We start from the raw sequence: 22,503 nt of genomic DNA on the forward strand, positions 1-22,503 counted from the left end.
GGCTCACAGGGAGCGGTTCTCCCCGGCCGAGGTGCTGACGGTCTCCTCGTCCAGCTCGGGCGGGCTCTTCCGGGCCGCGTTCATGGCGGCCACGGACTCGACGATGACCCACAGGGCCGCGATCAGGATGATCACGTCGAGCACGAGCAGGAACCAGTTCTCGGCGGCCCAGAACTGCCCCAGCTGCACGATCAGCGCGTAGACGGACATCACGAGCAGGAACACCAGCGGCACCAGGACGGGCAGGACCGGGCGGCCCTTGCGCAGCAGGATCACCGCGATCATCGACAGCGTCAGACCGGCCAGCAGCTGGTTGGAGGTGCCGAACAGCGGCCAGATCAGCATGCCGCCGGAGCCGTCGGCGCCGGCGCTGAAGGTCAGCCCCATGGCCACCGCGAGGACGATGAGGGTGGAGACCACCTTGCCGATGCTGACGCCCATGATGTGCCCGGCCTCCTGCACCACGAAGCGCTGCAGGCGGATGCCGGTGTCCATCGTGGTGGCCGCGAAGAGGACGGCCATCGTGGCGAGGATGGTCGCGCTCAGCGACGGCGGGATGCCCAGCCCGGAGTTGACGACCGAGGCGCCGCCCTGGACGAACGCGGCCACGCCGCCCTGGCCGAACGCGCTGTACACGGCCTCCCAGTCGGCGAGGGTGCGGAACCCGGCGGTGGTCGCGATGATCGCGCCGAGTGCCAGCAGGCCCTCGCCCACGGCGCCGAAGTAGCCGACGAAGCGGGCGTCCGTCTCCTTGTCCAGCTGCTTGGAGGACGTGCCCGAGGCCACGATCCCGTGGAACCCGGAGATCGCGCCGCAGGCGATGGTCACGAACAGCAGCGGCACGATGCTCGGCGTGCCCTCGGGCACGGAGGTGTTGAACGCGGGCGCCACCACGGTCGGGGCGGAGATCAGGACCGCGCCGTAGAGGATGCCCAGGGCGATGAACAGCTGGAGGCCGTTGATGTAGTCGCGCGGCTGCAGCAGCATCCACACGGGCAGCACGGACGCGATGCCGGCGTAGACGAAGAGCACCACGATCCAGAACGCGTTGGCCGGCAGGCCCAGGACCGTCTCCGGCAGGACGACCGGGAAGCGGTCGCCGAGCAGGATGAGGGCGTAGAGCGCCACGACGCCGACCACGGACACGACGGCGAGGTTCCACTTGTAGCGGTAGACCGCCTGGCCGATGAGCAGCGCGACCACGATGGCGCCCCACGTGGGGATGACCGAGGTGGGGGTGCCGACCAGGAGGTTGGAGATCACCACGGCGAACGCGGCGTTGACCATGAGCAGCACGAGGAAGATCACGACCAGGAACAGGTTGCGGCCGCGGTGGCCGATGTACTGCCCGGACAGCGAGCCGATGGACTTGCCACGGTGCCGGTTGGACGCCCACAGGGCGCCGAGGTCGTGCACGCCGGCGAAGAAGACAGTGCCGAGGGTCACCCAGAGGAAGGCGGGCACCCACCCCCAGATCACGGCGATGGCGGGGCCCACGATGGGCGCCGCACCGGCCACGGAGGTGAAGTGGTGGCCCCACAGCACGTACTTGTTGGTGGGGACGTAGTCCACGCCGTCACTGAGCTCGTGGGCGGGGGTGACGAAGGAGTCCTGGAGCTGGTAGATCCGGCGGGCCACGAACTTCGAGTACAGGATGTACCCGAGGATCATCATGGCCACACCGACCACGGCGAGGACGATGGAGTTCATGTCGCTCCGATCTCTGGGGAGGTGGGTGGATGTCCGCTGGGTCACCATGCTACCGCCGGGTGACCGGGATCACGGACCGCCCGCGCACGCTCCGCCACGGCCTCGCAGGGGGGCGGAGCGTGGCGCGCCGACGACCTACATCGGCTCCCCCGGGGTCATGATCGCGAAGGACTCCCGGTCCGGGCCGGCCACGACCGCCAGTCTCCCGTAGGCGAAGTCGAAGGGGTCCTCCATGACCGCTCCGCCGGCGTCGCGCACCCGCTGGACGGCCGCGTCGACGTCGTCGACCTGGAAGCAGACCGACCAGACCGCGGGAGCGTTCTCCGCCGCGGGGTCGGTCCCGCCGATGCCGCCGGCCGGGCGGTCCCCGTGCGGCACCGTGAACGTGGCGTAGGAGACGCCGTCCTCGCCGATGTCCTCGTAGTGGTAGCCGAAGACGTGCGCGTAGAAGTCGCGGGCGGTGTGGTGGTCGGGGGTCATCAGGTCGCACCAGGCGACGCTGCCGGGCACGTCGAGCACGGCGAAACCGATGTGCTCCCCGGCCTGCCACATCCCGAAGGACGCCCCGGTGGGATCCTGCCAGACGCCCATCCGGCCGGACCCGCCCACCTCCACCGGCTCCATCAGCTGGGTGCCGCCGGCGGCGAGGACCCGCTCGGCGCAGAGGTCGATCCGGTCCGAGGCGAGGTAGACCTGCCACACGTGCGGGACGCCCGTCAGATCCGGGGCCGCCGGGGAGAGCCCGGCCACGGGTCTCCCGCCGACCAGGGCGTTGCGGTACCCGCCGTGCTCCGGCCGCGGCTCGCCGTACTCCCAGCCGAGCACCGCACGGTAGAAGTCCTGCGTGCGGACCGGATCGGACGCGGTCAGATCGGCCCAGCAGGGGGTTCCGGCGGGCCACGCTTCGTTGCGCTGTGTCATGACGGGCTCCTTCCGACACGGCCAGGGTACGCCGCGCCCCCGGGGCCCACAGGAGCCGCCCGGGGGATCGTTACCCACCTGCGCCCGCGCCCCGCCCCTGCCCCGCGAGGTCGCAGCCCACGGCCACCGCGCCCGGCTGCGTGGCCGTCGGCTGCGACCTCGGCGCCGCCGGGGCAGACTCAGCGGGGCGGGTCCCCGGAGATCCACTCGCCCCGGCGCATGACGGCCTCCAGCCGGAGGTCCTCCCCCACGACCAGGAGGTCCGCGAGCGCGCCCGCCGTCAGGCTCCCGGCCTCCCCGGCCAGGCCCAGGACGCGGGCCGGGACCACGGTGGCCGAGCGCAGCGCGTCCCCGAGGGGGACACCCGCCGCGACCGTCCGGCGCAGGACCTCCAGCATCGTGGCCGTGCCTCCCGCGATCGAGCCGTTGGAGACCAGGGAGGCCACCCCGTCCTGCACCCGCACCTCCGCCGCGCCGAGCGTGTAGGTGCCGTCCGTCAGCCCGGTCGCGGCCATCCCGTCGGTGACCAGCGCGATGCTGTCCGCGCCGGCCAGCTCGAACGCCCACCGCACGATGCCGGGGTCCAGGTGGGTGCCGTCCGCGATGAGCTCGACGACGGCCCGGCCCTGCGCGGCGGCGCGCAGGCAGGCCGGCACCGGCCCGGGGGACCGGTGGTGGATGGCGGGCATGGCGTTGAACAGGTGCGTCACCGTGGGCGAGCGGGGCGGGCCGTCCCCGGGGGCGTCGCGGAGCAGCTCCTGCAGGTGGCGCAGCGCGTCGTCGACGGTCGCGGTGTCCGCGTCGGTGTGCCCGAGGGAGGGGATCACGCCGTGGGCGACGAGCAGCTCGGCCAGATCCCGGGAGCCGGGCAGCTCCGGGGCGAAGGTCATCGTCCGGAGCGTCCCCGCCGCGGCGGCGACGAGGTCGGCGGCCAGCCCGAGGTCCGGTTCCAGCATCCACGCGGGGTCCTGCGCCCCGCACCGGGCCGTGGACAGGAACGGGCCCTCGAGGTGGATCCCGGCGATCAGCCCCTCCCCGGTGAACGCCGCCAGCAGCGGCACGGCGCCCAGCAGGTCCTCCCGTGAGGCCGTGACCAGGCTGGCCACGAGCGTCGTGGTGCCCTGGCGGTGGACGTGCTCGAGGGTGGCGCGGATCTCCACCTCCGCCGAGGAGGAGAAGTCCGCGCCGAAACCACCGTGGCAGTGCACGTCCACGAGCCCCGGCAGCACCGTCTGTCCGGGGCCCAGGACGTGGTGCTCTCCCGGGTCGCCACCGGGGTGGCCGGCCCGCGGCCCGGCGTGGACGACGCGATCGCCCTCGACGACCACGAGACCGTCCGGGTGCTCGGTGTGCCCCGTGTGCACGCGGCCCGAGAGGACCGTCCTGCGCGGGGAGTCCTCGGCGGCCAAGGGCCTCTCCTCCTTCCGGTGGTGCGGGACGTCGAACCGGCGGGGGGCTATCGGACCAGCCCGTTCGGGGACCGCGGGATCGCGAGGTCGGCGACGATCGGCAGGTGGTCCGACGCGGAGGTGCGCACCACGTGCGCGGCCCGCGGCCGTACGTCCTCGGACACGAGGACGTAGTCGATCCGCAGGCCGGCGTCCTCGACCGGGGCGCCGTCGGGGGTGAAGGTGTAGGCGTCGTCCTGGCCCAGGGCTGCGAAGACGTCCGTGAACACCTCGAACAAGCCCTGCAGCTCCGGGGCGTCGGGTTCGGCGTTGAGGTCCCCGACGACCACCGCCGGGCGCGAGCTCTCGCCGGTGATCTGCAGGATCTCCCGGGCCTGCAGCTCGCGCTGCTCGGCGCGCTGGTGGTCGAGGTGGGTGCTGTAGAACCCGACGTGGTGACCCTTCACGTTGATCACCGCCTCCAGCAGACCGCGCTGCTCGGTGGGCTGCTCCGCGTACTCGATGCTGGTCAGCAGGTGGTTCTCGGAGTCGATGATCGGGTGCTCGCTGAGGATCGCATTGCCGTACCGGCTGTTCTCGGTCCGCCCCTCGGCGGGCGCTGCGTCCAGGTTCGCGCCGTAGACGTAGTGCATGTCCAGGAGCTCCGCGAGGCGGGCCGCCTGGTCCTCGAAGTCGCTGCGCGAGGACCAGGCGTTGTCGACCTCCTGCAGCCCGATCACCTCCGCGCCCGACGCCTCGATCACGGCGGCGGTGCGCTCGAGGTCCAGCACGTCGTCCCCGTCCGCGCCGTGGTGGATGTTGAAGGACATGACGCGGAGGTCGGTGCTGCGGTCCGGGCCGTGGCCCGGGGCCGCCGCGGCGGGGGACGCGCCGAGCGCGCCGGCGGTCACGAGCAGGGCGGCCGCGGATCCCACGGCCATCAGCTTCTTCATGAGGTGCTCCTTGTGCAGGGGGTGGGGATGGGGGGTCGTTCGTGGACGGGGAAGAGCCGGCCCTCCGTCAGCAGGTCCGCCAGGGGCACCGGGCTCGCGATCTCGCCGACGAAGCTGCCGTCCACCCCGTTCTGGAAGCCGAAGACGACCCACTGGCCGTCGCGCCTGCGGACCAGCTGGGCGGCGTAGACGCCGGGCACGAAGAAGCTGGAGCTCCGTTCGAGGTCCCACGGTCCGAGCCGGCCGGCGCCGGGGGCGATCCAGGTCCCGGTGCTCGTCTCCGAGAACGGGATGCCGGGCGCCAGCCGCGGGAGGCAGGAGAAGATGAGCACTGCGGTCCCGTCCACGACCTGGGACTGGACGACCTCCATCTCCCCGAAGCCGGCGGGCGCGGTCAGCGGGGGGCGGACCGTCCAGTGCTCCAGGTCGTCGCTCACGGCGTGGCCGACCACGCCGCGGGCGTCCGGGTCCCCCGTGGCGGCCCGTGCCGTCACGAGCATCTGCCACTGCCGGCTGTCGTCGTCGTAGAAGACGAAGGGGTCCCGCCACGCCTCGTCCGGCCAGGTGCCCTCCCCGAGCTTCTCGTACCAGCGGGGGTCCGCCTCGAGCGGGCCCGCACCGGTGCGCTCCCAGCTGATCAGGTCGTCCGAGACGGCCGATCCGATGCGCTGCCGCAGCCCGTCCTCGGCGCGGCTGACACCGGTGTAGAAGAGGTGCCAGCGGCCGTCGTGGCCCTGGACGGTGCTGCCCGTCCAGGTCGCCATGTCGTCCCACGACGGTTCGTCGCCGGCCACGAGGGCGTCCGGCAGGAGGGTCCAGTTCTCCAGGTCGGACGAGACGGCGTGCCCGATCGAGGCCCGGCGGTGACGCCGGCCGGGGTCCCGCAGGGCGCGGCTGGCCCGCAGGAAGAACAGGTGGTAGTCCTGTCCGTCGTCGGCCAGCCAGCTGTCCCAGACCCAGTGGTCCGCGAGGCGGAACGTCATGCCTCCTCCCGGGGCAGCCGGTGCTCGGCCTCGGCCACGAACCGGTAGTAGTCGGTCAGGGCGAGCCGGCTCGCCGCCGCCTCGTCCACCACGACCGTGACCGCCCGGTGGAACTGCAGGACGGACGCCGGGCACATCGCGGACACGGGTCCCTCCACGGCTGCGGCCACCGCGGCGGCCTTGCGCTCGCCCTGGGCGACGAGCAGCACCCGGCGGGCGTCGAGGATGGTGCCCAGCCCCTGGGTCACGCAGTGGGTGGGGACGTGGTCGGGGGCCTCGAAGAACCGGGCGTTGTCGGCACGGGTCCGCGCGGACAGTGCCTTGACCCGGGTGCGGGAGGACAGCGAGGACCCCGGTTCGTTGAAGCCGATGTGGCCGTTGGCGCCGATGCCCAGGATCTGGAGGTCGATGCCGCCGGCCCGGGCCACGGCCTCCTCGTAGTCGCGGCAGGCCGCCTCGAGGTCGCCGCGGGAGCCGTCCGGGACCTGCACCCGGGAAGGGGGCAGGCCGAAGGGCCGGGCGAGCTCGCGCTCCAGGACGGCGGCGTAGCCGGCCGGGTGCCCGGAGGGCAGCCCGACGTACTCGTCGAGGGCGAAGCAGCGGAGCCGCGTGAGGTCCAGCAGACCGTGGCCCTGGCGGCGGGCGAGCTCCCGGTAGGCCCCCAGGGGGGACGAGCCCGTGGCCACGCCCAGCACGGTGTCCGGCCGGCGCGAGACCTGCTCGGCGACGACGTCCGCCGCGCGCGCGTCGACGTCGCCGGCCGTGGGCAGGACGAGCACTTGCATGGGGGTCCTTCCGGACGACGGGTGGAGGTGGGCGGTGCCGGGGCGGTCCGGCTCAGCCCTTGACGGCGGAGCTCGCCACGCCTTCGATGAACCAGCGCTGGAAGACGAGGAACACGACGATCACGGGCACCACCAGGAGCACCCCGAAGGCCATGACCTCGCCCCACGCCGGAGGGAGCTGGCCCGCGAAGACGCTGATCTGGAGGGGCAGGGGGCGCAGGTTCGGCTCGGAGATCATCAGCACCGGCCACAGGAACGCTCCCCACTGGGTCAGGAAGGTCAGCACCGCCACCGACGCGTACGCGGGTTTGCTCATGGGCGCGATGATCTGCCAGAACACCCGCAGCGGCCCGGCGCCGTCCATCCGCGCGGCCTCGTCGATGCTGCGGGGGATGCCGGAGAAGAACGAGTAGAAGAGGAAGATCGACAGGGCGTTGCCGATGAAGGGGACGATCTGGATCCACAGGGTGTTCCGGGCGTCGTTGTAGAGGTAGAACATGGGCACGGCCACGGCCTCGAACGGGACGATGAGCAGCAGCAGGACGCCCAGGAGCACCAGGTTCCTGCCCCGCCACGTCAGCCGCGACAGGGCGAAGGCCGCCATCGAGTTCACGACCAGCCCGAGCCCCACCACGCAGACCGTGACAGTGACGGACACGAAGAAGAACCGCCACAGGTGGCCGGTGCTGTCCGAGGACAGGCTCGAGGCCACGCCGGTGTAGTTGTGCAGGCCCCACTCGCGCGGGTCGAAGACCTCGAAGCCGGCGAGCGTGCGGGAGGCGGGGGCCAGCGAGGCCGCCACCATGTAGGCGACCGGGGCGAAGAACAGGAGGCTCGTGACGACGAGCGCCGCGTAGCGGGGCACGTCCGTCCTGCGGCGGCGGGCGGCGGGGGCGGCGGTCTGTGTCATGTCAGTCCTCCCGTTCGCGGGTGGCGCGGCGCTGGATGAGGGACAGGACCACCACGATCACGAAGAACACCACGGAGATGGCGCTCGCGCGCCCGATGTTGTTCTCGTCGAAGGCGGACGTCACCGCCTCGTACATCACGGTGCGGGTGGCGTCCTCGTTGAGCCCCCCGCCGGAGCGGGCCAGCACGTAGATCTGGTCGAAGACGCGCAGCGACAGGATCATCGTGTAGAGCGCCACGAAGACGAGGGTGGTGTTGATCCCGGGCAGGGTGACGTGCACGAAGCGCTGCCACGCACCGGCCCGGTCGAGGCGGGCCGCCTCGTAGAGGTCGGCGGGCACCTGCTGCAGGGCCGCCAGCAGGATCACCATCTGGAAGCCGACGCCCTGCCAGATCGACAGGACGATGACCGAGGCCAGCGCCGTGAGCTCGGAGCCCAGCCAGTCCTGGGCCCCGAAGGCGCCGCCCGAGAAGAACCCGAGCAGGGAGTTGAGGAGGCCGTCGTCCCCGCGGGCGAGGATCAGCCGCCAGATGAGGGCCACCAGGGCGATGGGGAAGACGACGGGGAGGAAGAAGACGGATCGGAAGATCCCGACCCCCCGGACGGTCTTCTGCACGAGCAGGGCGAGCGCGAGCGCGAGGGCGGTCTGCACCGGGACCACCACGGCCGCGAAGACCAGGTTGTGGAGCAGCGCGCTGAGGAACCGGCTGGACACGTCGGGGTCGGTGAAGATCCGGGCGTACTGGGTGAGCCCCATGAAGGCGGGATCGCGCGGGTCGCCGAGCCGGACGTTGTGGAAGGAGAAGCCGATGGCCGCGACGAACGGGACCGCGACGAACAGGACGAGCAGCAGCACGGCGGGACCCGCCATGAGGACCCCGGCGAGTCCGTCCCGCCGGAGCCCCCTGCGGGGCGGTGGCGCCTCTAGCACGTCCGCCGGGGCGGACGCGGGGGCCGCGAGGCCCGGTGTGGTGGTCATGGTGCACTCCTCGCAGGTGCGCGGCGGGGCCGCTGGGCGGCCCCGCCGCGGCGGTCACTCGTCCTGGTAGCCGTTGTTGTCCTCGAAGTCGGCGTCGATGGCCCGCGCCGCGCTGTCGAGCTCCTCCTGCGGGTCCGACCCGCCCCAGATCGCCGCGAGGGCGCTGCCGTAGGAGCTCGTGACCGTGGGGTAGCCCGGGGTGATGGGCCGCGCCACCGCGATGCACTCCTGGGTGACCTCCTCCGAGCTGCAGGCCGAGGCCAGATTGGACGCGAACAGCTCCAGCGGGCCGCCCTCGCCGTAGAGCTCGCTGCCCTCGAGGGCGCTCGTGGTGCCGGGCACCGCCGCGTTGGCCTCGACCATCGTGGCGATGCTCTCGTCGGAGTGCAGGAAGTCGAGGAAGGCACCGGCCGCGGCCTGGTCGCCGCCGGCCGCCGGCGTCACGCCCCACTGCCAGGAGCCGTGGCCCGCCTTGGTGCCGTTGCCGAGGTCGGGCAGGGGCATCAGGACCAGGTCCTCGCCGAGGGCTTCGCTGAAGGTGGGGTACATCCAGTTGCCCGTCCAGGTCAGGGCGACGTCCCCGTCGGGGAAGGCGGTGCCGCTGGTGTTCGGGTCCGTGTGCTCCTTCCACGAGGCCCACTCCTCGAGGGCCTCCACGTTCTCGGCGCTGTTGAGCACACCCTCCGCCGCGCCGTCCCGGATCAGCGTGCCGCCGTTGGACCACAGGACCGGGGAGGTGGTGAAGGTGCCCCACTCGGCGGCGAAGCCGTTGGCCTCGCCCAGGTCGATCGCGTTGCCCGACGGGCTGACCTCCGCCAGCTTCTGCAGGTTCTGCTCGAACTCCTCCGCCGTCCACGCCTCGGCGGCGGTGGCCGGGGCCTCCACGCCCGCGGCGTCGAGGAGCTGCTGGTTGCCCCACAGCCCGAGCCCGACGTCGAACATGCCGACGGCGTAGGTCTGGTCCTGGTACGTGCCGCTCTCCCGCACGCCCTCGATCCGGTTCTCGAGGGTCTCCTGCGACACCACGTCGTCGAGGGGCACGAGCTTGCGGTCGTAGACGAAGGACGCCATCGTCGGGGCGTCCATCTCCATCACGTCGGGCAGGTCCTCCGCGGCGGTCGCCTGGACGGTGCTGGTGTAGTCCGGCTCGGGGATGAGGGTCAGCTCGACGCTGACGTCCTCCTGCGAGTCGTTGTACTCGGCGACGAGGGCCTCGAGCGCCTCGGCCTCGGCCGCCTGGCCGCTGTGGGCCCAGACCTCGATCACGCCGTCGCCCTCCCCGCTGCCGCTCGCGCTCTCCCCACCGCCGCCGCAGGCGGCCAGCACCACGGTCATCGACAGGCCGGTTCCCAGCACCACGGCCCGGGACCGGCGCCTCGTTCGTGCACTCATGAGCAGTTCCCCTTCTCTCGGCCGCAGTGTTCGCGATCGTCACAGCTGTCGTTCCCCCAGCTTGGACTAGACCAATTTGTGTGTCAATGCTCACACGGCGGGAGACGGTGCCCGCAGGACCGGGCGACGCGGTCGATATGCTGGCCCCATGAGCGCGGAGCCGCGGGCCGTCCCGAAGTACTACCTGCTCAAGGAGCAGCTCCGGGCGCTCGTGCGGGACGCGACCCCCGGCGCGCTCATCCCCACGGAGCGGGCGCTCGCCGAGCAGTACGCCACCTCCCGGACCACGGTCCGCCAGGCCATCGGCGAGCTCGTGGCGGAAGGGGTGCTGGGCCGGGCCCAGGGCCGGGGGACCTTCGTGGCCCCGCCGCGGTTCACCTACGTCCGCCAGCTCACCTCCTTCAGCGACGACGCCGACGCCCAGGGCCTCGTGAGCTCCTCCACGGTCCTCGACGTGAGCCGCACGGCCGCCGACGACGACACAGCGGCCCGGCTGCGCATGCCCGTCGGCGCCGAGCTCGCGCGGGTGGAGCGGATCCGGCTCATCAACGGCGAGCCGCTGGCCCACGAGGTCGCCCTGCTCGCCGGGGCGCTGCCCGGCCTGGCGGCGCACCTGGACCGGACCGGCTCCCTGTACACCGCGCTGCGCCAGGACTACGGCATCGACATCGTGGCGGCCGAGGACACCGTGGAGACCCGGCTCGCCGGCCCGGACGACGTCCGGCTCCTGGGCATCGAGATGGGGGCTCCCCTGCTGCTGATCCACCGGCTCGGGTTCACGGCGGACGACTCCCCCGTGGAGTGGACCCGCTCGGTGTTCCGCGGGGACCGGTTCCGCTTCCTGGCCCGGATGAAGGGCCCGCAGCACTGACCCGCGAGGTCGCGGGCGCTCTCGCGGGCGCGGGCGGCGCGTCGGCGGCAGAATGGGGGCAGACCACCGTCCCCGACCGCTCCGGAGGCTCCCATGACCACGCTGCACGACTTCACCGCCACCACCCTGGACGGGCGCGAGCAGCCGCTGTCCGAGTACGCCGGGAAGGTGGTGCTCGTGGTCAACACCGCGAGCGAGTGCGGGTTCACGCCGCAGTACGAGGGCCTCGAGCAGCTGTGGCGGGACTTCCGGCAGGACGGGCTCGTGGTCCTGGGCTTCCCCTGCAACCAGTTCGGGCACCAGGAGCCGGGCAGCGAGGAGGAGATCGCCGACTTCTGCAGCCGCAACTACGGCGTCACGTTCCCCATGTTCGAGAAGGTCGACGTCAACGGCCCCGGCGCCCACCCCCTGTGGTCGTGGCTGCGCGAGGAGCGGGGCGGGATCATGGGCGACGCCATCAAGTGGAACTTCACCAAGTTCCTCGTGGGCCGGGACGGGCGGGTGATCCGCCGCTTCGCCCCGAAGACCTCGCCGGCGCAGCTCGCCGGCAGCATCGAGTCGGCGCTGGCCCACGGGGAGGCGCCCGCCGGGACGGAGTCCGCCGGGACGGGCTGAGGCGGATCAGCGGCCGGCCATCTCCCGCAGCACGTCCGCGAGCGCGGTCAGGCCCCGCTCCAGCTCCCGGTCGGTGATCACCAGCGGCGGGCTCAGCCGGATGGTGGAGCCGTGGGTGTCCTTGGCGAGGATCCCGTGGGCCACCAGCCGCTCGCAGCACTCCCGGCCGGTGCCGAGCCGCGGATCGATGTCGATCCCGGCCCACAGCCCGCGCCCGCGCACCTCGGTCAGGCCCAGCGGCGCCAGCTCCGCCAGGCCGGCGTGCAGCTTCTCGCCCATGACCCGCGCCCGCTCCTGGGGCTCCCCGGTGGCGAGGAGGGCGACGACGGCGCGGCCGACGGCGCCGGCCAGCGGGTTCCCGCCGAACGTGCTGCCGTGCTGGCCGGGCCGCAGCACCGAGAGCACGTCCGCCCGGCCCACCACCGCGGACACCGGCAGGACTCCCCCGCCCAGGGCCTTGCCCAGCAGGTAGAGGTCCGCCTCCACGTCCTCGTGCTCGCACGCCAGCGTCCGGCCGGTGCGGCCCAGCCCGGACTGGATCTCGTCCGCGACGAGCAGGACGCCGCGCTCGGCCGTGCACCGCCGCACACCCTGCAGATACCCGGGCGGCGGCACGATCACCCCGGCCTCGCCCTGGATGGGCTCCAGCAGCACCGCGACGGTGTCCTCGGTGACGGCCGCCTCGAGGGCTGCGAGGTCCCCGAACGGGACGGTCACGAAGCCCGGCGTGTAGGGGCCGTAGTTGCGGTGCGCCTCGTCGTCGTCGGAGAAGCTGATGACCGTGGTGGTGCGGCCGTGGAAGTTCCCCGCCGCCACCACGATCTGCGCCCGGCCCGGGGCCACCCCCTTGCGCTCGTAGCCCCACTTCCGGGCGAGCTTGATCGCCGACTCGACGGCCTCGGCGCCGGTGTTCATCGGCAGCATCATGTCCTGGCCGAGCAGCTCGCACAGCTCCCGGGCGAAGGGCCCGAGCTGGTCGTTGTGGACGGCCCGGCTGGTCAGCGTCACGCGCTCCAGCTGGGTCCGGGCCGCCTCGAGGACCGCCGGGTGGCCGTGGCCGAAGTTCAGCGCCGAGTAGCCGGCCAGGAAGTCGAGGTACTCCCGGCCTTCCACGTCCGTGACGGTGGTGCCCTGGGCCCGGGCCGCCACCACGTCCAGCGGGGAGTACGTGCGCGCGGTGTACCGCTCGGCGGCCTCCACGAGCTCCCGCGTGCTCGTGCCGTGAGCGGTGGTGGCCGCGGGGTCGACGAACTGCGTCGGGGCGTGGTTCATGGGGTTTCTCCCGGTTCCTCGCTGGTGTTGTCTGGAGCGTGTGCGGTCCAGCCCATCACGTACAACGCCGCCGGGCCCGCATTACAGTCCCGGCCCCGCGCCGCGCGGCCCGTCCCCGACCTGCAGGAGGAACCGTGTTCCCCGACTTCACCGCCCACGACGTCCCCGTGGCCGACGGCACGATCCACGCCCGCACGGGCGGCGACGGCCCGCCCGTGCTCCTGCTGCACGGCTTCCCGCAGACCCACGCCATGTGGCACCACCTCGCCCCCGTGCTGGCCGAGGAGTTCACCGTGGTCGCCGCCGACCTGCGCGGCTACGGCGGCTCGCGCACGGGCAGCGAGGACCACACCTTCCGGGCGATGGCCGCCGACCAGGTGCAGCTCATGCGGGCGCTGGGCCACGAGCGGTTCTCCGTCGTCGGCCACGACCGCGGTGCCCGGACCGCCCACCGGATGGCGCTCGACGCCCCCGGCGCGGTGGCGTCCGTGGCCCTGCTGGACATCCTGCCCACGCTGGAGGTGTGGCGGGCGATGGACGCGTGGATGGCCCTGCAGTACTACCACTGGGCCTTCCTCGCCCAGGGCGAGGGCCTGCCGCAGACCCTGATCGGCCACGACCCCGTGTACTTCGTGCGCCGGACGCTCCAGGGGCTCAGCGGCACGCAGGTCCCGTTCGACCCGGCGGCGCTCGCCGCCTACGAGGACGCGGCGCGGGATCCCGCCGTGGTCGACGCCTGGTGCCGCGACTACCGCGCGGCCGCCGGCCCGGACCGGGAGATCGACGAGGCGGACGAGCACGAGCAGCGGGACCTGCCCGCCCTCGTCCTGTGGGGCGCCCGGGGACGGGTCGGTGCGCGGGAGGACCCGCTCGCGCTGTGGCGGCGGCAGTTCCCGCGGGCCACGGGCCGGGCCGTGGACGCGGGCCACTTCCTCGCCGAGGAGCGGCCGGAGGAGGTGGGGGCGGCCGTCCTGGCGCACCTGCGTGCTGCCCGGACGTAGTCGCGGCCCCAGGGCGGACACGCACCGGGCCCCGGCACGGTGTTCCGTGCCGGGGCCCGGTGGGGCCGGTGCCGAGGTGCGGTCAGCCGTTCTCGTAGCCGGTGATGGCCTCGACCTTGGCCGCCGAGGCGCTGGTGGTGTCGAAGGTGTAGCCCAGCCACTCCTTGGCCAGGCGCCGGGCCAGCTCCAGGCCGACGACCCGCTGGCCCATGCACAGCACCTGGGCGTTGTTGGAGAGCACCGAGCGCTCCACCGAGTAGGAGTCGTGGGCGGTCACCGCCCGGATCCCGGGGACCTTGTTCGCCGAGATCGCCACGCCCAGGCCCGTGCCGCAGATCAGCAGCGCCCGGTCGGCCTCCCCGGAGGCGACCTTCCGGGCGGCCTCGACGGCCACGTGCGGGTAGTCCGTGTTCTCGGTCTTCGAGACCCCGACGTCGACCACGCTCTCCACGCGGTCGTCGGCCTCGAGGTCCCGGCGCAGGGCCTCCTTGTAGTCGAACCCGGCGTCGTCGCCGCCGATCACGATCCGCAGCTTCTTCTCGCTCATCACTTCACCTTTTCCTTGTCGTCGTTCTCGTCGTTGATGGTCCTCGCGCGGGCCGCCTCAGCGCTCCGCGCGATCTCGAGCAGGCGCAGGTAGCCCTCCAGCCGCCAGGCCGTGCGGCCGACGAACAGGCCGTCCACGTGGTCGATGCCGAGCAGGTCCGCGGCGTTGTCCAGGTTGACCGACCCGCCGTAGAGCAGCCCGGCCACCCGGGACCCCCAGTGCGCGCCCAGGGCGGCGAAGGGTTCGGCCAGCTCCGCGACGGTGGCCGGGCGGCCGTGCTCGCCGATCGCCCAGATCGGTTCGTAGGCGATCAGCACCCGGGACAGCTGCTCGGCCTCGAGGCCGGCCAGGGCGCGCTCGACCTGGCCGAGGACGTGCGCGCCGGACCCGCCGGCGGCCTGCACCTCCGCCGGTTCCCCGACGCACAGCAGCGGGACGAGCCCGTGGGCGAGGGTCGCGGCGACCTTGGCGCGGACGGTCTCGTCCGTCTCGCCGAAGTGCTCCCGGCGCTCGGAGTGGCCGATCTCCACGATCCGGGCCCCGGCGTCGGCGACCTGGGGCACGGAGACCTCCCCCGTCCAGGCACCGGCCTCGGCCCAGTGCGCGTTCTGCGCCCCCACCAGCACCCGGGGCTCCTCCGCCAGGGCCTGGGCCACCGCGGCGATCGCCGTGGCCGGGGGGATCACGAAGGGCTGCACGTCCCCGAGGTCCCGCCCGGCCAGGGCCTCGGCCAGGCCCCGGGCCCAGTCCGTGGCCTCGGCCAGGGTCTTGTTCATCTTCCAGCTCGTCCCGACCCACACCGTCACGACCGCCTCCTACCGGGCGTCCGGGCCGTGTGCGTCCGGGGTCCGGGCGAAGAGATCGCCCAGGGCGTCCATGAGCACGGAGAAGGACAGCGCCCCGGGGTCCGGGGTGCCCAGGCTCTTGTCGCCCAGCACCTTCGAGCGCCCGCGGCGGGCGGTGATGTCCGCGGTGGCCTCGGCGGCCTCCCGGGCCACCGCGGCGGCCTTCTTCGTGGCGCCCGCCAGGTCGGAGGAGGTCTCGAACTCGGCCAGCAGCGCCTCGCGGAACGGCAGGGCGGCGTCGACCATGGTCTTGTCCCCCGGCTGGGCCCCGCCCAGCCGCACGACCGCGTCGATCCCGGCCACCAGGGCGGCCACCGCCACGTCCGACCCGGCCCCGGCGGCGTCGTCGAAGACCCCGCCGGCCGCGGTCAGCGCCGCGCCCCACAGGGCACCGGAAGTGCCGCCGGCCTCCTCGGCCCAGGCGTCCCCGGCACGCAGCAGCACGGTCCGCGCCCCGGCACCGGCCGCGGCCGCGTCCCGGGCGGCCGCCAGCGCGCCCCGGGTCCCGTAGGCCATGCCCTGGCCGTGGTCGCCGTCGCCGGCGATGGCGTCCAGCTTGCCGAAGTGCTCCTCGTGCTCGGCCGCGGTCGCCTCCAGCACCGCCAGGGCCGCCACGACCCGCTCGGCCGCCGACCGGGACTCCGCGGTGGCCTCGGGCACCTCCTCCGCACCGGGGGTGTGCACCCCGGTCCGCGCCGGCCGCCCGGCCGTGTCCGCCGCCCCCCGGCGGAACGCCGGGGTGTCGGCCGGGGCCAGCCAGTAGCGCTCGAGCTCCTCGTCGAGGAACACCACGGTCAGCGAGCACCCTGCCATGTCCAGGCTGGTGACGTGCTCCCCGACCTCCGGGGCCACCACGGTGAGTCCCTTCTCGGCCAGCCGGGCGGCCACCCGGGCGTAGACCACGAACAGCTCCTCGTACTTGACCGTGCCCAGGCCGTTGACGAGCACCGCCACCCGCCCCTGGTAGCCGCCCTCGACCCGGGCGGGCTCCTCCTCCAGCACACCGTCCAGCAGGAGGTCGGCGATCTCGTCGGCCGTGCCCATCGGCACCTCCCGCACGCCGGGCTCGCCGTGGATCCCGAGCCCGATCGCCATCTCCCCGGCCGGCACGTGGAACAGCGCCTCGCCCGCACCGGGCAGGGTGCAGCCCTCGAAGGCCACCCCGAAGGACCGGGTCGCGTCGTTGGCCTTCCACGCCACCCGCTCGGCCTCGTCCAGATCGGCCCCGGCCTCGATCGCCGCCCCGGCGATCTTGAACACCGGCAGGTCCCCGGCGATGCCGCGGCGCTCACGGTGGGCCCCGGCCGGGCCCGAGGCGATGTCGTCGGACACCCGGATGATCCGCACGTCCACGCCCTCGGCGCGCAGCTTCTCCGCGGCCTGCCCGAAGTGCAGCACGTCCCCGGCGTAGTTGCCGAAGCCCAGGACCACGCCCCCGCCGTTCTCCGCCGAGCGCGCCACGGAGTACACCTGGGAGGCCGAGGGCGAGGAGAAGATGTTGCCGCACGGGGCGCCGTGGCCCATCCCCGGCCCGATCCACCCGGCGAACGCCGGGTAGTGCCCCGACCCCCCGCCGATCACCAGCGCCGGCTGACCCGCCGGCGTCTCGGAGGCGCGCACCACCCCGCCGTGGGCGGCCACCACGTGCTCGGGATGGGCGGCCACATATCCCCGCAGCGCGTCGGACGCGAACTCCGCAGGATCGTTCACAAGAAAAGTCATCGTTCCAGCCTCGGTGGTCTCGGAGGGTGGCCGGGCGGAGCGGCGATCGGCGTCGAGCGCCGCTCCGGCCGGCGGGGTGTGCGGTGGCGCCGGCTCAGCCGGCGTGGGCGGACGCGCCGCCCTGCTGGGCGGTCTCCTCGTCGACCGGGCTGGGGCCCAGGTCGTCCAGGAGCCGCCCCATGGCCACGTACGCCTTGTTGCGGTACGCGACGAGGTCGTTCGAGCGCTCGGCGGGGATCTGCAGGAAGCCGGCGCCGGACTTGGTGCCGAGCTTCCCGGCGTCGACGAGGTCCTGGAGCGCCTTGGGCGTGGCGAAGCGCTCGGGGAAGGAGGTCTGCAGGGAGGCGTAGCAGAAGGCGTAGACGTCCAGTCCGGCCATGTCAGCGATCGCGAAGGGGCCGAAGAACGGCAGCCGGAAGCCGAAGGTGGTGCGCACGAGCGTGTCGACGTCCTCGGCGGTGGCGATGCCCTCCTCGACCAGCTGGGCGGCCTCGTGGAAGAGGGCGTACTGCAGGCGGTTGAGCACGAACCCGGTGACGTCCTTGACCACGGCGGACTTCTTGCCGGTCAGCTCGACGATCTCCTGGGCCGCCGCGACCGTCTCGGGCGTGGTGGTCGCGTGCGGGATGACCTCGACGCCGGGGATGAACGGCGCGGGGTTGGAGAAGTGCACCCCGAGGAAACGGCCCGGGTTCTCGACGACCTCGGCGAGCTGGGCGATGGAGATGGTGGAGGTGTTGGAGCCGATCACGGCGTCCGCCGGAGTGGCGTCGCTGATCCGGCGCAGGGTGCCGTGCTTGATGTCGAGGACCTCCGGGACGGCCTCCTCCACGTAGGAGGCGTCCGCGACGGCCTCCTCGATGCTGGGAGCGGCCCACAGGTTCTCCCGCAGGCGCTCGACCGCGTCCGCCGGGAAGAGCCCGTCGGCGACGAACTGCTCCGCCTCCCCGAGCAGGCGCTCGAGGTTCTTCTCGGCGATCTCCTGCGAGATGTCGGCGAGCGCGACCCGCGCGCCGCCGAGGGCGAGCACCTGGGCGATGCCCCCGCCCATGTATCCCGAACCGACTACTGCTACCGAGCGCTGAGCCATGATCCCCATCTCCTCTGATGTGCACATGTTCTGTCCGTGGGACACGGCGGCATCGGAGCGCGGGTCGCGAGCGACCGCGGGAACCGGATCAGGTCTTCGCCGTGTTTCCTATAGGATCCACGGACCGGAGTGTGGTGTCAACCACACCGGAAGGTGTCGAGGGGTGCGGGAGGGGCCTCAGGCGCTCTCGCTCCGGGCGTCCTGGTCGGCACTCTCGTGCTCGTGGATCGCCCGCTCCCGCACGCCGCAGATGTGCCCGGCCATGGCGATCCGCGCGGCCGCGGGGTCGCCGCGGCGCAGCGCCTGGAGGATCCGCGCGTGCTCCTCGATGGCGCTCCGCGCGTCCTGCACCCCCAGTCCGCTGAAGAGCCGGAACCGGTGCACGTGCCCGCCGAGGGACTCGTAGGCGCCGAGGACGAACTTGTTGCCGGCCTGCTCCGCGATGAGCCGGTGGAAGCGCTCGTCCGCCTCCCAGTAGGAGCGGTAGTCGGAGAAGTGGGGCCCGTTCGGCGCCTCACGGAGGTCGTCGATGGACCGCTCGAGGGACTCCAGGAAGGTCGCGTCCGCGCGGCCGCACGCCAGTTCCGCGTTGTACGGCTCGATGAGCAGGCGCGCGTCCATGAGGTCCAGCAGCTCCTCGTGCGTGAGCAGGGGTGCCACGCGGTAGCCGCGCAGCGCGGCGCGGACCACCATGTTCGTGGACTCCAGCCGCGCCAGGGCCTCCCGGACCGGGGTCGGCGAGACGCCCAGCGCGCGCGCCGTGCCGTCGATGCTGATGGGGTCCCCGGACTTCAGGTCACCGTCCATGAGGCGCGCGAGGATCTCCTTGTAGACCTGGTCCGCGAGGATGCTGCGCTGCACCCACGTCCCGCCCGGAACAGTCGTGTCCATGCCGATTTCCTCACTCGCGTCCGCCGTAACAGGCATTGTCCCACGCAGGCGCGGGCGCAGAGGGCGGCCGGACCGCTCCTGACGACGCCCCACCCACTGGACAGCTCACCAATATCCTATAGGGTATTGGCCAATGGCCCGTCGAATGTGGTCCACGCCACAGCATCAGGGTGGCCCGTCCGCGTTCTGATCAAAGGTGATTCAGCTATGCACATCCTTCTTCCCGCCGCCACGGCGGACGCGCTCGTCCTGGCGGAGAGGCCCACGTGGGCCCTGCTCGCCATCGCGGTCGCGGCCATCGCCGCGCTGCTCTTCCTGATCATCAAGCTCCGCGTCCACGCGTTCTTCGCCCTGATCATCATCAGCCTGCTCACGGCGCTGGCCGCCGGCATCGGCGTGGCCGACGTCGTGGGCGTGGTGGTCGCGGGGTTCAGCACCACCGTGGGCAACGTGGCCCTGCTCGTGGGCTTCGGCGCGGTGCTCGGCCGCCTGGTCCAGGTCTCGGGCGGCGCCCAGGTGCTCGCCGACGCGATGCTGCGGCGGTTCGGGGAGAAGCGGGCCCCGCTCGCCCTGGCGGTGGCCTCCCTCTTCTACGCGTTCCCGATCTTCCTCGACGCCGGCTTCATCGTGATGCTGCCGATCATCTACACGGTGGCGCGGCGCCTGGGCGGTTCCTTCATGCTCTACGTGCTGCCCTCCATCGGCGCCTTCCTGATGATGCACGCCCTCACCCCGCCGCACCCGGGCCCCACCGCCGCCGCCACGGTGATGGGCGCCGACGTCGGGATGGTCGTGCTCGTCTCGCTCCTGGTCGGCCTGCCCACGTGGTACCTCGCCGGCTACCGGCTCAGCCTGGTCATCGCCAAGCGCTACCCGGACATGCCCGTGCCGAACCTCCTGGGCGAGGTGGAGCTCGAGGACGACATGCCCCGGCCCGGCTTCTGGACGATCATCTTCGTCCTGCTGCTGCCGCTCGTGCTCATCTTCTTCAACACGCTGTTCACCACGCTGGAGGCCAGCGGGTCCGTGGGCGAGGACAACGTCCTGTTCCGGCTGTCCCGGCTCATCGGCAACACCCCGATCGCGCTGCTGATCGCCACGCTGTTCGCGATGTACCTGCTGTACCTGCGGCCGCGGCGCGGCCGCGGCTCGATCGGCGGCGCCCTGGAGGACCTGGTCGACCACGCCCTCGCCCCGGTCTGCTCGATCATCCTCATCACGGGCGCCGGCGGCGCCTTCGGCCGGGTGCTCACCGAGACCGGGATCGGCGGCACCATCGCCGGCGGCCTGGACGCGATGGGGCTCCCGGTGATCCTGGCCGGCTTCCTCGTGGCAATCGCCTTCCGCGTGGCCCAGGGATCGGCCACCGTGGCCGCGACCACGGCGGGCTCCATCATGGCCCCCGCCGTCGCGGAGCTGGGCCTGTCCGGCGTCGGGCTGGCCGCCATCGTCGTCGGCATCGCGGCGGGCTCCATCACCTTCTCCCACGTCAACGACTCGGGCTTCTGGCTCATCGGCAAGTTCTGCGGCTTCGACACCATGACCACGCTGAAGACCTGGTCGGTGGTCGGCACCGCGATCGGCTTCATGGCCTTCGCCCTGGCCTGGGTCGTCTACGCCCTGGCCGCGTGAGCCGGCCACGGGCACCACGACCACGCCCGGCACCCACCACGCGCCTGATCGCCACGCACCTGATCGCCCCGCATTTGATCGCCCCGAAGGAGTTCTCATGACCGACGGACAGTTCCCCGCGCACCGGACGGCGGTGGTCACCGGCGCCGGGGCCGAGCGCGGCATCGGCCGCCACGTCGCCCGCCGCCTGGCACGGGAGGGATGGGCCCTGGCGGTGCTGGACGTCGACGCCGACGGCGTCCGCTCCTTCGCCGCCGAGCTCGCCGGACGGACGGAGAGCCCGGTGCGCGGCATCCCGGTCGACGTCGCCGACCCCACCTCCGTGGACGCCGCGTTCGAGGAGATCGACGCCCACCTGCCGCCCGTGCTCGCCGAGGTGAACCTCGCCGGCATCGCCAGCCCCCACTCCTTCTTCGAGCTCACGAAGGACGTCTGGACCCGGGTCATGGACGTCAACGCCACGGGCACGCTGCTCATGATGCAGGCGGCGGCCCGGCGCATGGTCGAGGGCGGCCACGGCGGCCGGATCGTCAACACGTCCTCGATCACCGCCTACGACGGCGGCGGGACGTTCTCGAAGACCGGGTACGCCGCGGCGAAGGCCGCGGTCCTCGGTCTGACCCGCGGCGGCGCCCGGGAGCTGGGAGCGCACGGGATCACCTGCAACGCGCTCGTCCCGGGCCCCATCGACACGGACATCATGGGCGGCGCGCTCACCGAGGACCGCAAGTCCGCCATGTCCGCGGGCATCCCCGCCGGCCGCGTCGGGCAGCCGGAGGACGTGGCCGCCCTCGTCGCCTTCCTGACCAGCCACGAGGCCGGGTTCGTCAACGGCGCCTCGTACTTCATCGACGGCGGCAAGCACATGGTGTGAGCCCGCACCGCCCCGAGCACCGGTGCCACCGCGCACCCCGGACACCACCCAGCACGGCGCCCGACGAGGCGCCCGACAAGGAGAGAACCATGCCGCACACCCCCGAGACCTGGCCGATCGGCGCCGCCCTGCTGAACTTCACCGGCACCACCGCCGACGGCCGCGACCGCACCACCGCCGGCCCCGAGGCCTGGAAGCAGACGCTGCGCGAGGTCCGCCTCGCGGGCTTCGACCACGTCGACCTCACCGACTCCTGGGTCCGGCCCGCCGACCTCGACACCGACGGCCGCCGCCGGCTGCTCGAGACGGCCCGCTCCTACGACCTCGCCTTCAGCGACATCGCCGTGACCCGCAAGAGCGTCATCACCCCGGACGAGGACCGGGCCCGGGAGAACATGGCCTACACGAAGCGGACCATCGACGCCGCGGCGGACCTCGAGGTGCCCATGGTGTGCCTGGGGCTGCACGACCCGTTCACCGAGCCGCAGAAGCAGGCCACCTGGTTCTGGCTCGCGGAGGGCGCCGAGGACGAGGAGACCCCGGAGAACCGGGAGAAGGCCGCCGCCCGCTTCCGCGAGCTCGGCGAGTACGCCGCCGAGCGGGGGGTCAGCGTGTCGCTGGAGATGTACGAGGGCACCTTCCTCGGCACCGCCGACAGCTCCGTGCAGCTCGTCACCGCCGTGGACCTGCCCAACGTGGGGCTGTGCCCCGACATCGGCAACATCGTCCGCCTGCACCGGGAGGTCGAGGACTGGCGGGAGATGCTGACCAAGATGCTCCCCCACACCAACTACTGGCAGCTCAAGAACTACTTCCGGGACCACGACCCCGCCACCGGTTCCTACGCCTCGGCGCCGGCGCCGCTGGCCCTCGGCTTCATCGACTACCGCGAGGCCATCGGCATGGCCCTGGAGGCCGGCTTCGACGGCCCCATGTGCGTGGAGCACTACGGCGGCGACGGCCTCACGGTGACGGCCATGAACCGGGACTACATCCGGGGGATCCTCGCGGCCAAGCTCCCGGAGGCATGATCCCCGGCAGGACGGACGGAACGGCTCCGGTGCGGCACCGGGGCCGTTCCGTCGTCGATGCCGGTGGCGGCGCCGGCGCCGGGTCCCCGGG

The 22,503-nt window shown here is 72.9% G+C and carries 21 protein-coding genes; 6 read left to right on the top strand and 15 right to left on the bottom strand.

Annotated features, from left to right (window positions below; translation table 11 throughout):
- Positions 1 to 3 precede the first annotated feature (3 nt).
- The 9 genes from RF644_RS03335 to RF644_RS03375 form a co-directional block, all read right to left on the bottom strand.
- Positions 4 to 1,710: a carbon starvation protein A gene (locus tag RF644_RS03335; RefSeq protein ID WP_017833570.1), complete on the bottom strand. Its 1,707-nt coding sequence runs from the start codon at positions 1,708 to 1,710 to the stop codon at positions 4 to 6.
- Positions 1,711 to 1,845: 135 nt separating this feature from the next.
- A complete protein-coding gene (locus RF644_RS03340; RefSeq protein WP_368795387.1) occupies positions 1,846 to 2,631 on the bottom strand; it encodes a VOC family protein in 786 nt (261 codons plus the stop codon).
- A gap of 179 nt (positions 2,632 to 2,810) precedes the next feature.
- Entirely contained in the window at positions 2,811 to 4,040 is a 1,230-nt protein-coding gene (gene nagA / locus RF644_RS03345) for an N-acetylglucosamine-6-phosphate deacetylase (protein ID WP_368795388.1), read from the bottom strand.
- A gap of 47 nt (positions 4,041 to 4,087) precedes the next feature.
- A complete protein-coding gene (locus tag RF644_RS03350; RefSeq protein ID WP_368795389.1) occupies positions 4,088 to 4,972 on the bottom strand; it encodes an endonuclease/exonuclease/phosphatase family protein in 885 nt (294 codons plus the stop codon).
- A complete protein-coding gene (locus tag RF644_RS03355) occupies positions 4,969 to 5,955 on the bottom strand; it encodes a family 43 glycosylhydrolase (RefSeq protein ID WP_368795390.1) in 987 nt (328 codons plus the stop codon). The genes RF644_RS03350 and RF644_RS03355 overlap by 4 nt, the downstream gene beginning before the upstream one ends.
- On the bottom strand, positions 5,952 to 6,740 hold the full coding sequence (gene nagB / locus RF644_RS03360; RefSeq protein ID WP_368795391.1) for a glucosamine-6-phosphate deaminase: 789 nt from the start codon (positions 6,738 to 6,740) through the stop codon (positions 5,952 to 5,954). Before nagB ends, RF644_RS03355 begins: the two co-directional genes overlap by 4 nt.
- A 52-nt stretch (positions 6,741 to 6,792) precedes the next feature.
- Complete coding sequence (locus RF644_RS03365) at positions 6,793 to 7,650, bottom strand: carbohydrate ABC transporter permease (RefSeq protein ID WP_368795392.1); 858 nt, start codon at positions 7,648 to 7,650, stop codon at positions 6,793 to 6,795.
- A 1-nt stretch (position 7,651) separates the two neighbouring features.
- Entirely contained in the window at positions 7,652 to 8,629 is a 978-nt protein-coding gene (locus RF644_RS03370) for a carbohydrate ABC transporter permease (protein ID WP_368795393.1), read from the bottom strand.
- A 54-nt stretch (positions 8,630 to 8,683) separates the two neighbouring features.
- On the bottom strand, positions 8,684 to 10,021 hold the full coding sequence (locus RF644_RS03375) for an ABC transporter substrate-binding protein (RefSeq protein ID WP_368795394.1): 1,338 nt from the start codon (positions 10,019 to 10,021) through the stop codon (positions 8,684 to 8,686).
- A gap of 148 nt (positions 10,022 to 10,169) precedes the next feature.
- Here RF644_RS03375 and RF644_RS03380 point away from each other — a divergent pair, with 148 nt between their 5' ends.
- Positions 10,170 to 10,892, top strand: coding sequence for a GntR family transcriptional regulator (locus RF644_RS03380; RefSeq protein ID WP_368795395.1), 723 nt, complete (start codon positions 10,170 to 10,172; stop codon positions 10,890 to 10,892).
- Between the two features lie 93 nt (positions 10,893 to 10,985).
- A complete protein-coding gene (locus RF644_RS03385; protein ID WP_095650202.1) occupies positions 10,986 to 11,507 on the top strand; it encodes a glutathione peroxidase in 522 nt (173 codons plus the stop codon).
- Positions 11,508 to 11,513: 6 nt separating this feature from the next.
- Here RF644_RS03385 and rocD read toward each other — a convergent pair whose 3' ends face one another.
- The gene (gene rocD, locus RF644_RS03390; protein WP_368795396.1) at positions 11,514 to 12,779 is read right to left on the bottom strand and encodes an ornithine--oxo-acid transaminase; all 1,266 of its coding nucleotides are present in this window, start codon (positions 12,777 to 12,779) and stop codon (positions 11,514 to 11,516) included.
- Positions 12,780 to 12,913: 134 nt separating this feature from the next.
- Here rocD and RF644_RS03395 point away from each other — a divergent pair, with 134 nt between their 5' ends.
- On the top strand, positions 12,914 to 13,780 hold the full coding sequence (locus RF644_RS03395) for an alpha/beta fold hydrolase (protein ID WP_368795397.1): 867 nt from the start codon (positions 12,914 to 12,916) through the stop codon (positions 13,778 to 13,780).
- An 82-nt stretch (positions 13,781 to 13,862) separates the two neighbouring features.
- Here the strand turns inward: RF644_RS03395 and RF644_RS03400 are convergent, their stop codons facing one another.
- The 5 genes from RF644_RS03400 to RF644_RS03420 all read right to left on the bottom strand — a co-directional run bounded on the left by RF644_RS03400 (position 13,863) and on the right by RF644_RS03420 (position 18,875).
- Positions 13,863 to 14,327, bottom strand: coding sequence for a ribose-5-phosphate isomerase (locus RF644_RS03400; protein ID WP_017833593.1), 465 nt, complete (start codon positions 14,325 to 14,327; stop codon positions 13,863 to 13,865).
- Positions 14,327 to 15,133 carry a triose-phosphate isomerase gene (locus RF644_RS03405; RefSeq protein WP_368795398.1) on the bottom strand — a complete coding sequence of 269 codons (807 nt, stop codon included), beginning with the start codon at positions 15,131 to 15,133 and terminating at the stop codon, positions 14,327 to 14,329. The genes RF644_RS03400 and RF644_RS03405 overlap by 1 nt, the downstream gene beginning before the upstream one ends.
- 9 nt (positions 15,134 to 15,142) lie before the next feature.
- Positions 15,143 to 16,894, bottom strand: a complete 1,752-nt coding sequence (locus tag RF644_RS03410; protein WP_368795399.1) for a dihydroxyacetone kinase family protein — start codon at positions 16,892 to 16,894, stop codon at positions 15,143 to 15,145.
- Positions 16,895 to 16,988: 94 nt separating this feature from the next.
- Positions 16,989 to 17,984 carry a 3-hydroxyacyl-CoA dehydrogenase family protein gene (locus RF644_RS03415; protein WP_368795400.1) on the bottom strand — a complete coding sequence of 332 codons (996 nt, stop codon included), beginning with the start codon at positions 17,982 to 17,984 and terminating at the stop codon, positions 16,989 to 16,991.
- A 177-nt stretch (positions 17,985 to 18,161) separates the two neighbouring features.
- A complete protein-coding gene (locus tag RF644_RS03420) occupies positions 18,162 to 18,875 on the bottom strand; it encodes a GntR family transcriptional regulator (protein WP_368795401.1) in 714 nt (237 codons plus the stop codon).
- Between the two features lie 207 nt (positions 18,876 to 19,082).
- Between RF644_RS03420 and RF644_RS03425 the strand changes: the two genes are divergently transcribed.
- The 3 genes from RF644_RS03425 to RF644_RS03435 all read left to right on the top strand — a co-directional run bounded on the left by RF644_RS03425 (position 19,083) and on the right by RF644_RS03435 (position 22,412).
- Positions 19,083 to 20,507, top strand: coding sequence for a GntP family permease (locus RF644_RS03425; protein WP_368795402.1), 1,425 nt, complete (start codon positions 19,083 to 19,085; stop codon positions 20,505 to 20,507).
- A gap of 97 nt (positions 20,508 to 20,604) precedes the next feature.
- Positions 20,605 to 21,381: an SDR family NAD(P)-dependent oxidoreductase gene (locus RF644_RS03430; RefSeq protein WP_368795403.1), complete on the top strand. Its 777-nt coding sequence runs from the start codon at positions 20,605 to 20,607 to the stop codon at positions 21,379 to 21,381.
- Between the two features lie 89 nt (positions 21,382 to 21,470).
- On the top strand, positions 21,471 to 22,412 hold the full coding sequence (locus RF644_RS03435) for a sugar phosphate isomerase/epimerase (protein ID WP_115163405.1): 942 nt from the start codon (positions 21,471 to 21,473) through the stop codon (positions 22,410 to 22,412).
- The last annotated feature ends 91 nt before the right edge of the window (positions 22,413 to 22,503 follow it).

Origin of the sequence: Kocuria sp. CPCC 205258 (assembly GCF_040981005.1) — a bacterium.
Lineage (GTDB): Bacteria > Actinomycetota > Actinomycetes > Actinomycetales > Micrococcaceae > Kocuria > Kocuria rosea.

Coding starts and splice junctions, on each gene's coding strand:
- RF644_RS03380 (WP_368795395.1), top strand. CDS start 10,170: ATGAGCGCGGAGCCGCGGGCCGTCCCGAAGTACTACCTGCTCAAGGAG.
- RF644_RS03340 (WP_368795387.1), bottom strand. CDS start 2,631: ATGACACAGCGCAACGAAGCGTGGCCCGCCGGAACCCCCTGCTGGGCC.
- RF644_RS03350 (WP_368795389.1), bottom strand. CDS start 4,972: ATGAAGAAGCTGATGGCCGTGGGATCCGCGGCCGCCCTGCTCGTGACC.
- RF644_RS03355 (WP_368795390.1), bottom strand. CDS start 5,955: ATGACGTTCCGCCTCGCGGACCACTGGGTCTGGGACAGCTGGCTGGCC.
- RF644_RS03335 (WP_017833570.1), bottom strand. CDS start 1,710: ATGAACTCCATCGTCCTCGCCGTGGTCGGTGTGGCCATGATGATCCTC.
- RF644_RS03430 (WP_368795403.1), top strand. CDS start 20,605: ATGACCGACGGACAGTTCCCCGCGCACCGGACGGCGGTGGTCACCGGC.
- RF644_RS03375 (WP_368795394.1), bottom strand. CDS start 10,021: ATGAGTGCACGAACGAGGCGCCGGTCCCGGGCCGTGGTGCTGGGAACC.
- nagB (WP_368795391.1), bottom strand. CDS start 6,740: ATGCAAGTGCTCGTCCTGCCCACGGCCGGCGACGTCGACGCGCGCGCG.
- rocD (WP_368795396.1), bottom strand. CDS start 12,779: ATGAACCACGCCCCGACGCAGTTCGTCGACCCCGCGGCCACCACCGCT.
- RF644_RS03415 (WP_368795400.1), bottom strand. CDS start 17,984: ATGGCTCAGCGCTCGGTAGCAGTAGTCGGTTCGGGATACATGGGCGGG.
- RF644_RS03385 (WP_095650202.1), top strand. CDS start 10,986: ATGACCACGCTGCACGACTTCACCGCCACCACCCTGGACGGGCGCGAG.
- RF644_RS03400 (WP_017833593.1), bottom strand. CDS start 14,327: ATGAGCGAGAAGAAGCTGCGGATCGTGATCGGCGGCGACGACGCCGGG.
- RF644_RS03435 (WP_115163405.1), top strand. CDS start 21,471: ATGCCGCACACCCCCGAGACCTGGCCGATCGGCGCCGCCCTGCTGAAC.
- RF644_RS03365 (WP_368795392.1), bottom strand. CDS start 7,650: ATGACACAGACCGCCGCCCCCGCCGCCCGCCGCCGCAGGACGGACGTG.
- RF644_RS03425 (WP_368795402.1), top strand. CDS start 19,083: ATGCACATCCTTCTTCCCGCCGCCACGGCGGACGCGCTCGTCCTGGCG.
- RF644_RS03370 (WP_368795393.1), bottom strand. CDS start 8,629: ATGACCACCACACCGGGCCTCGCGGCCCCCGCGTCCGCCCCGGCGGAC.
- RF644_RS03420 (WP_368795401.1), bottom strand. CDS start 18,875: ATGGACACGACTGTTCCGGGCGGGACGTGGGTGCAGCGCAGCATCCTC.
- RF644_RS03410 (WP_368795399.1), bottom strand. CDS start 16,894: ATGACTTTTCTTGTGAACGATCCTGCGGAGTTCGCGTCCGACGCGCTG.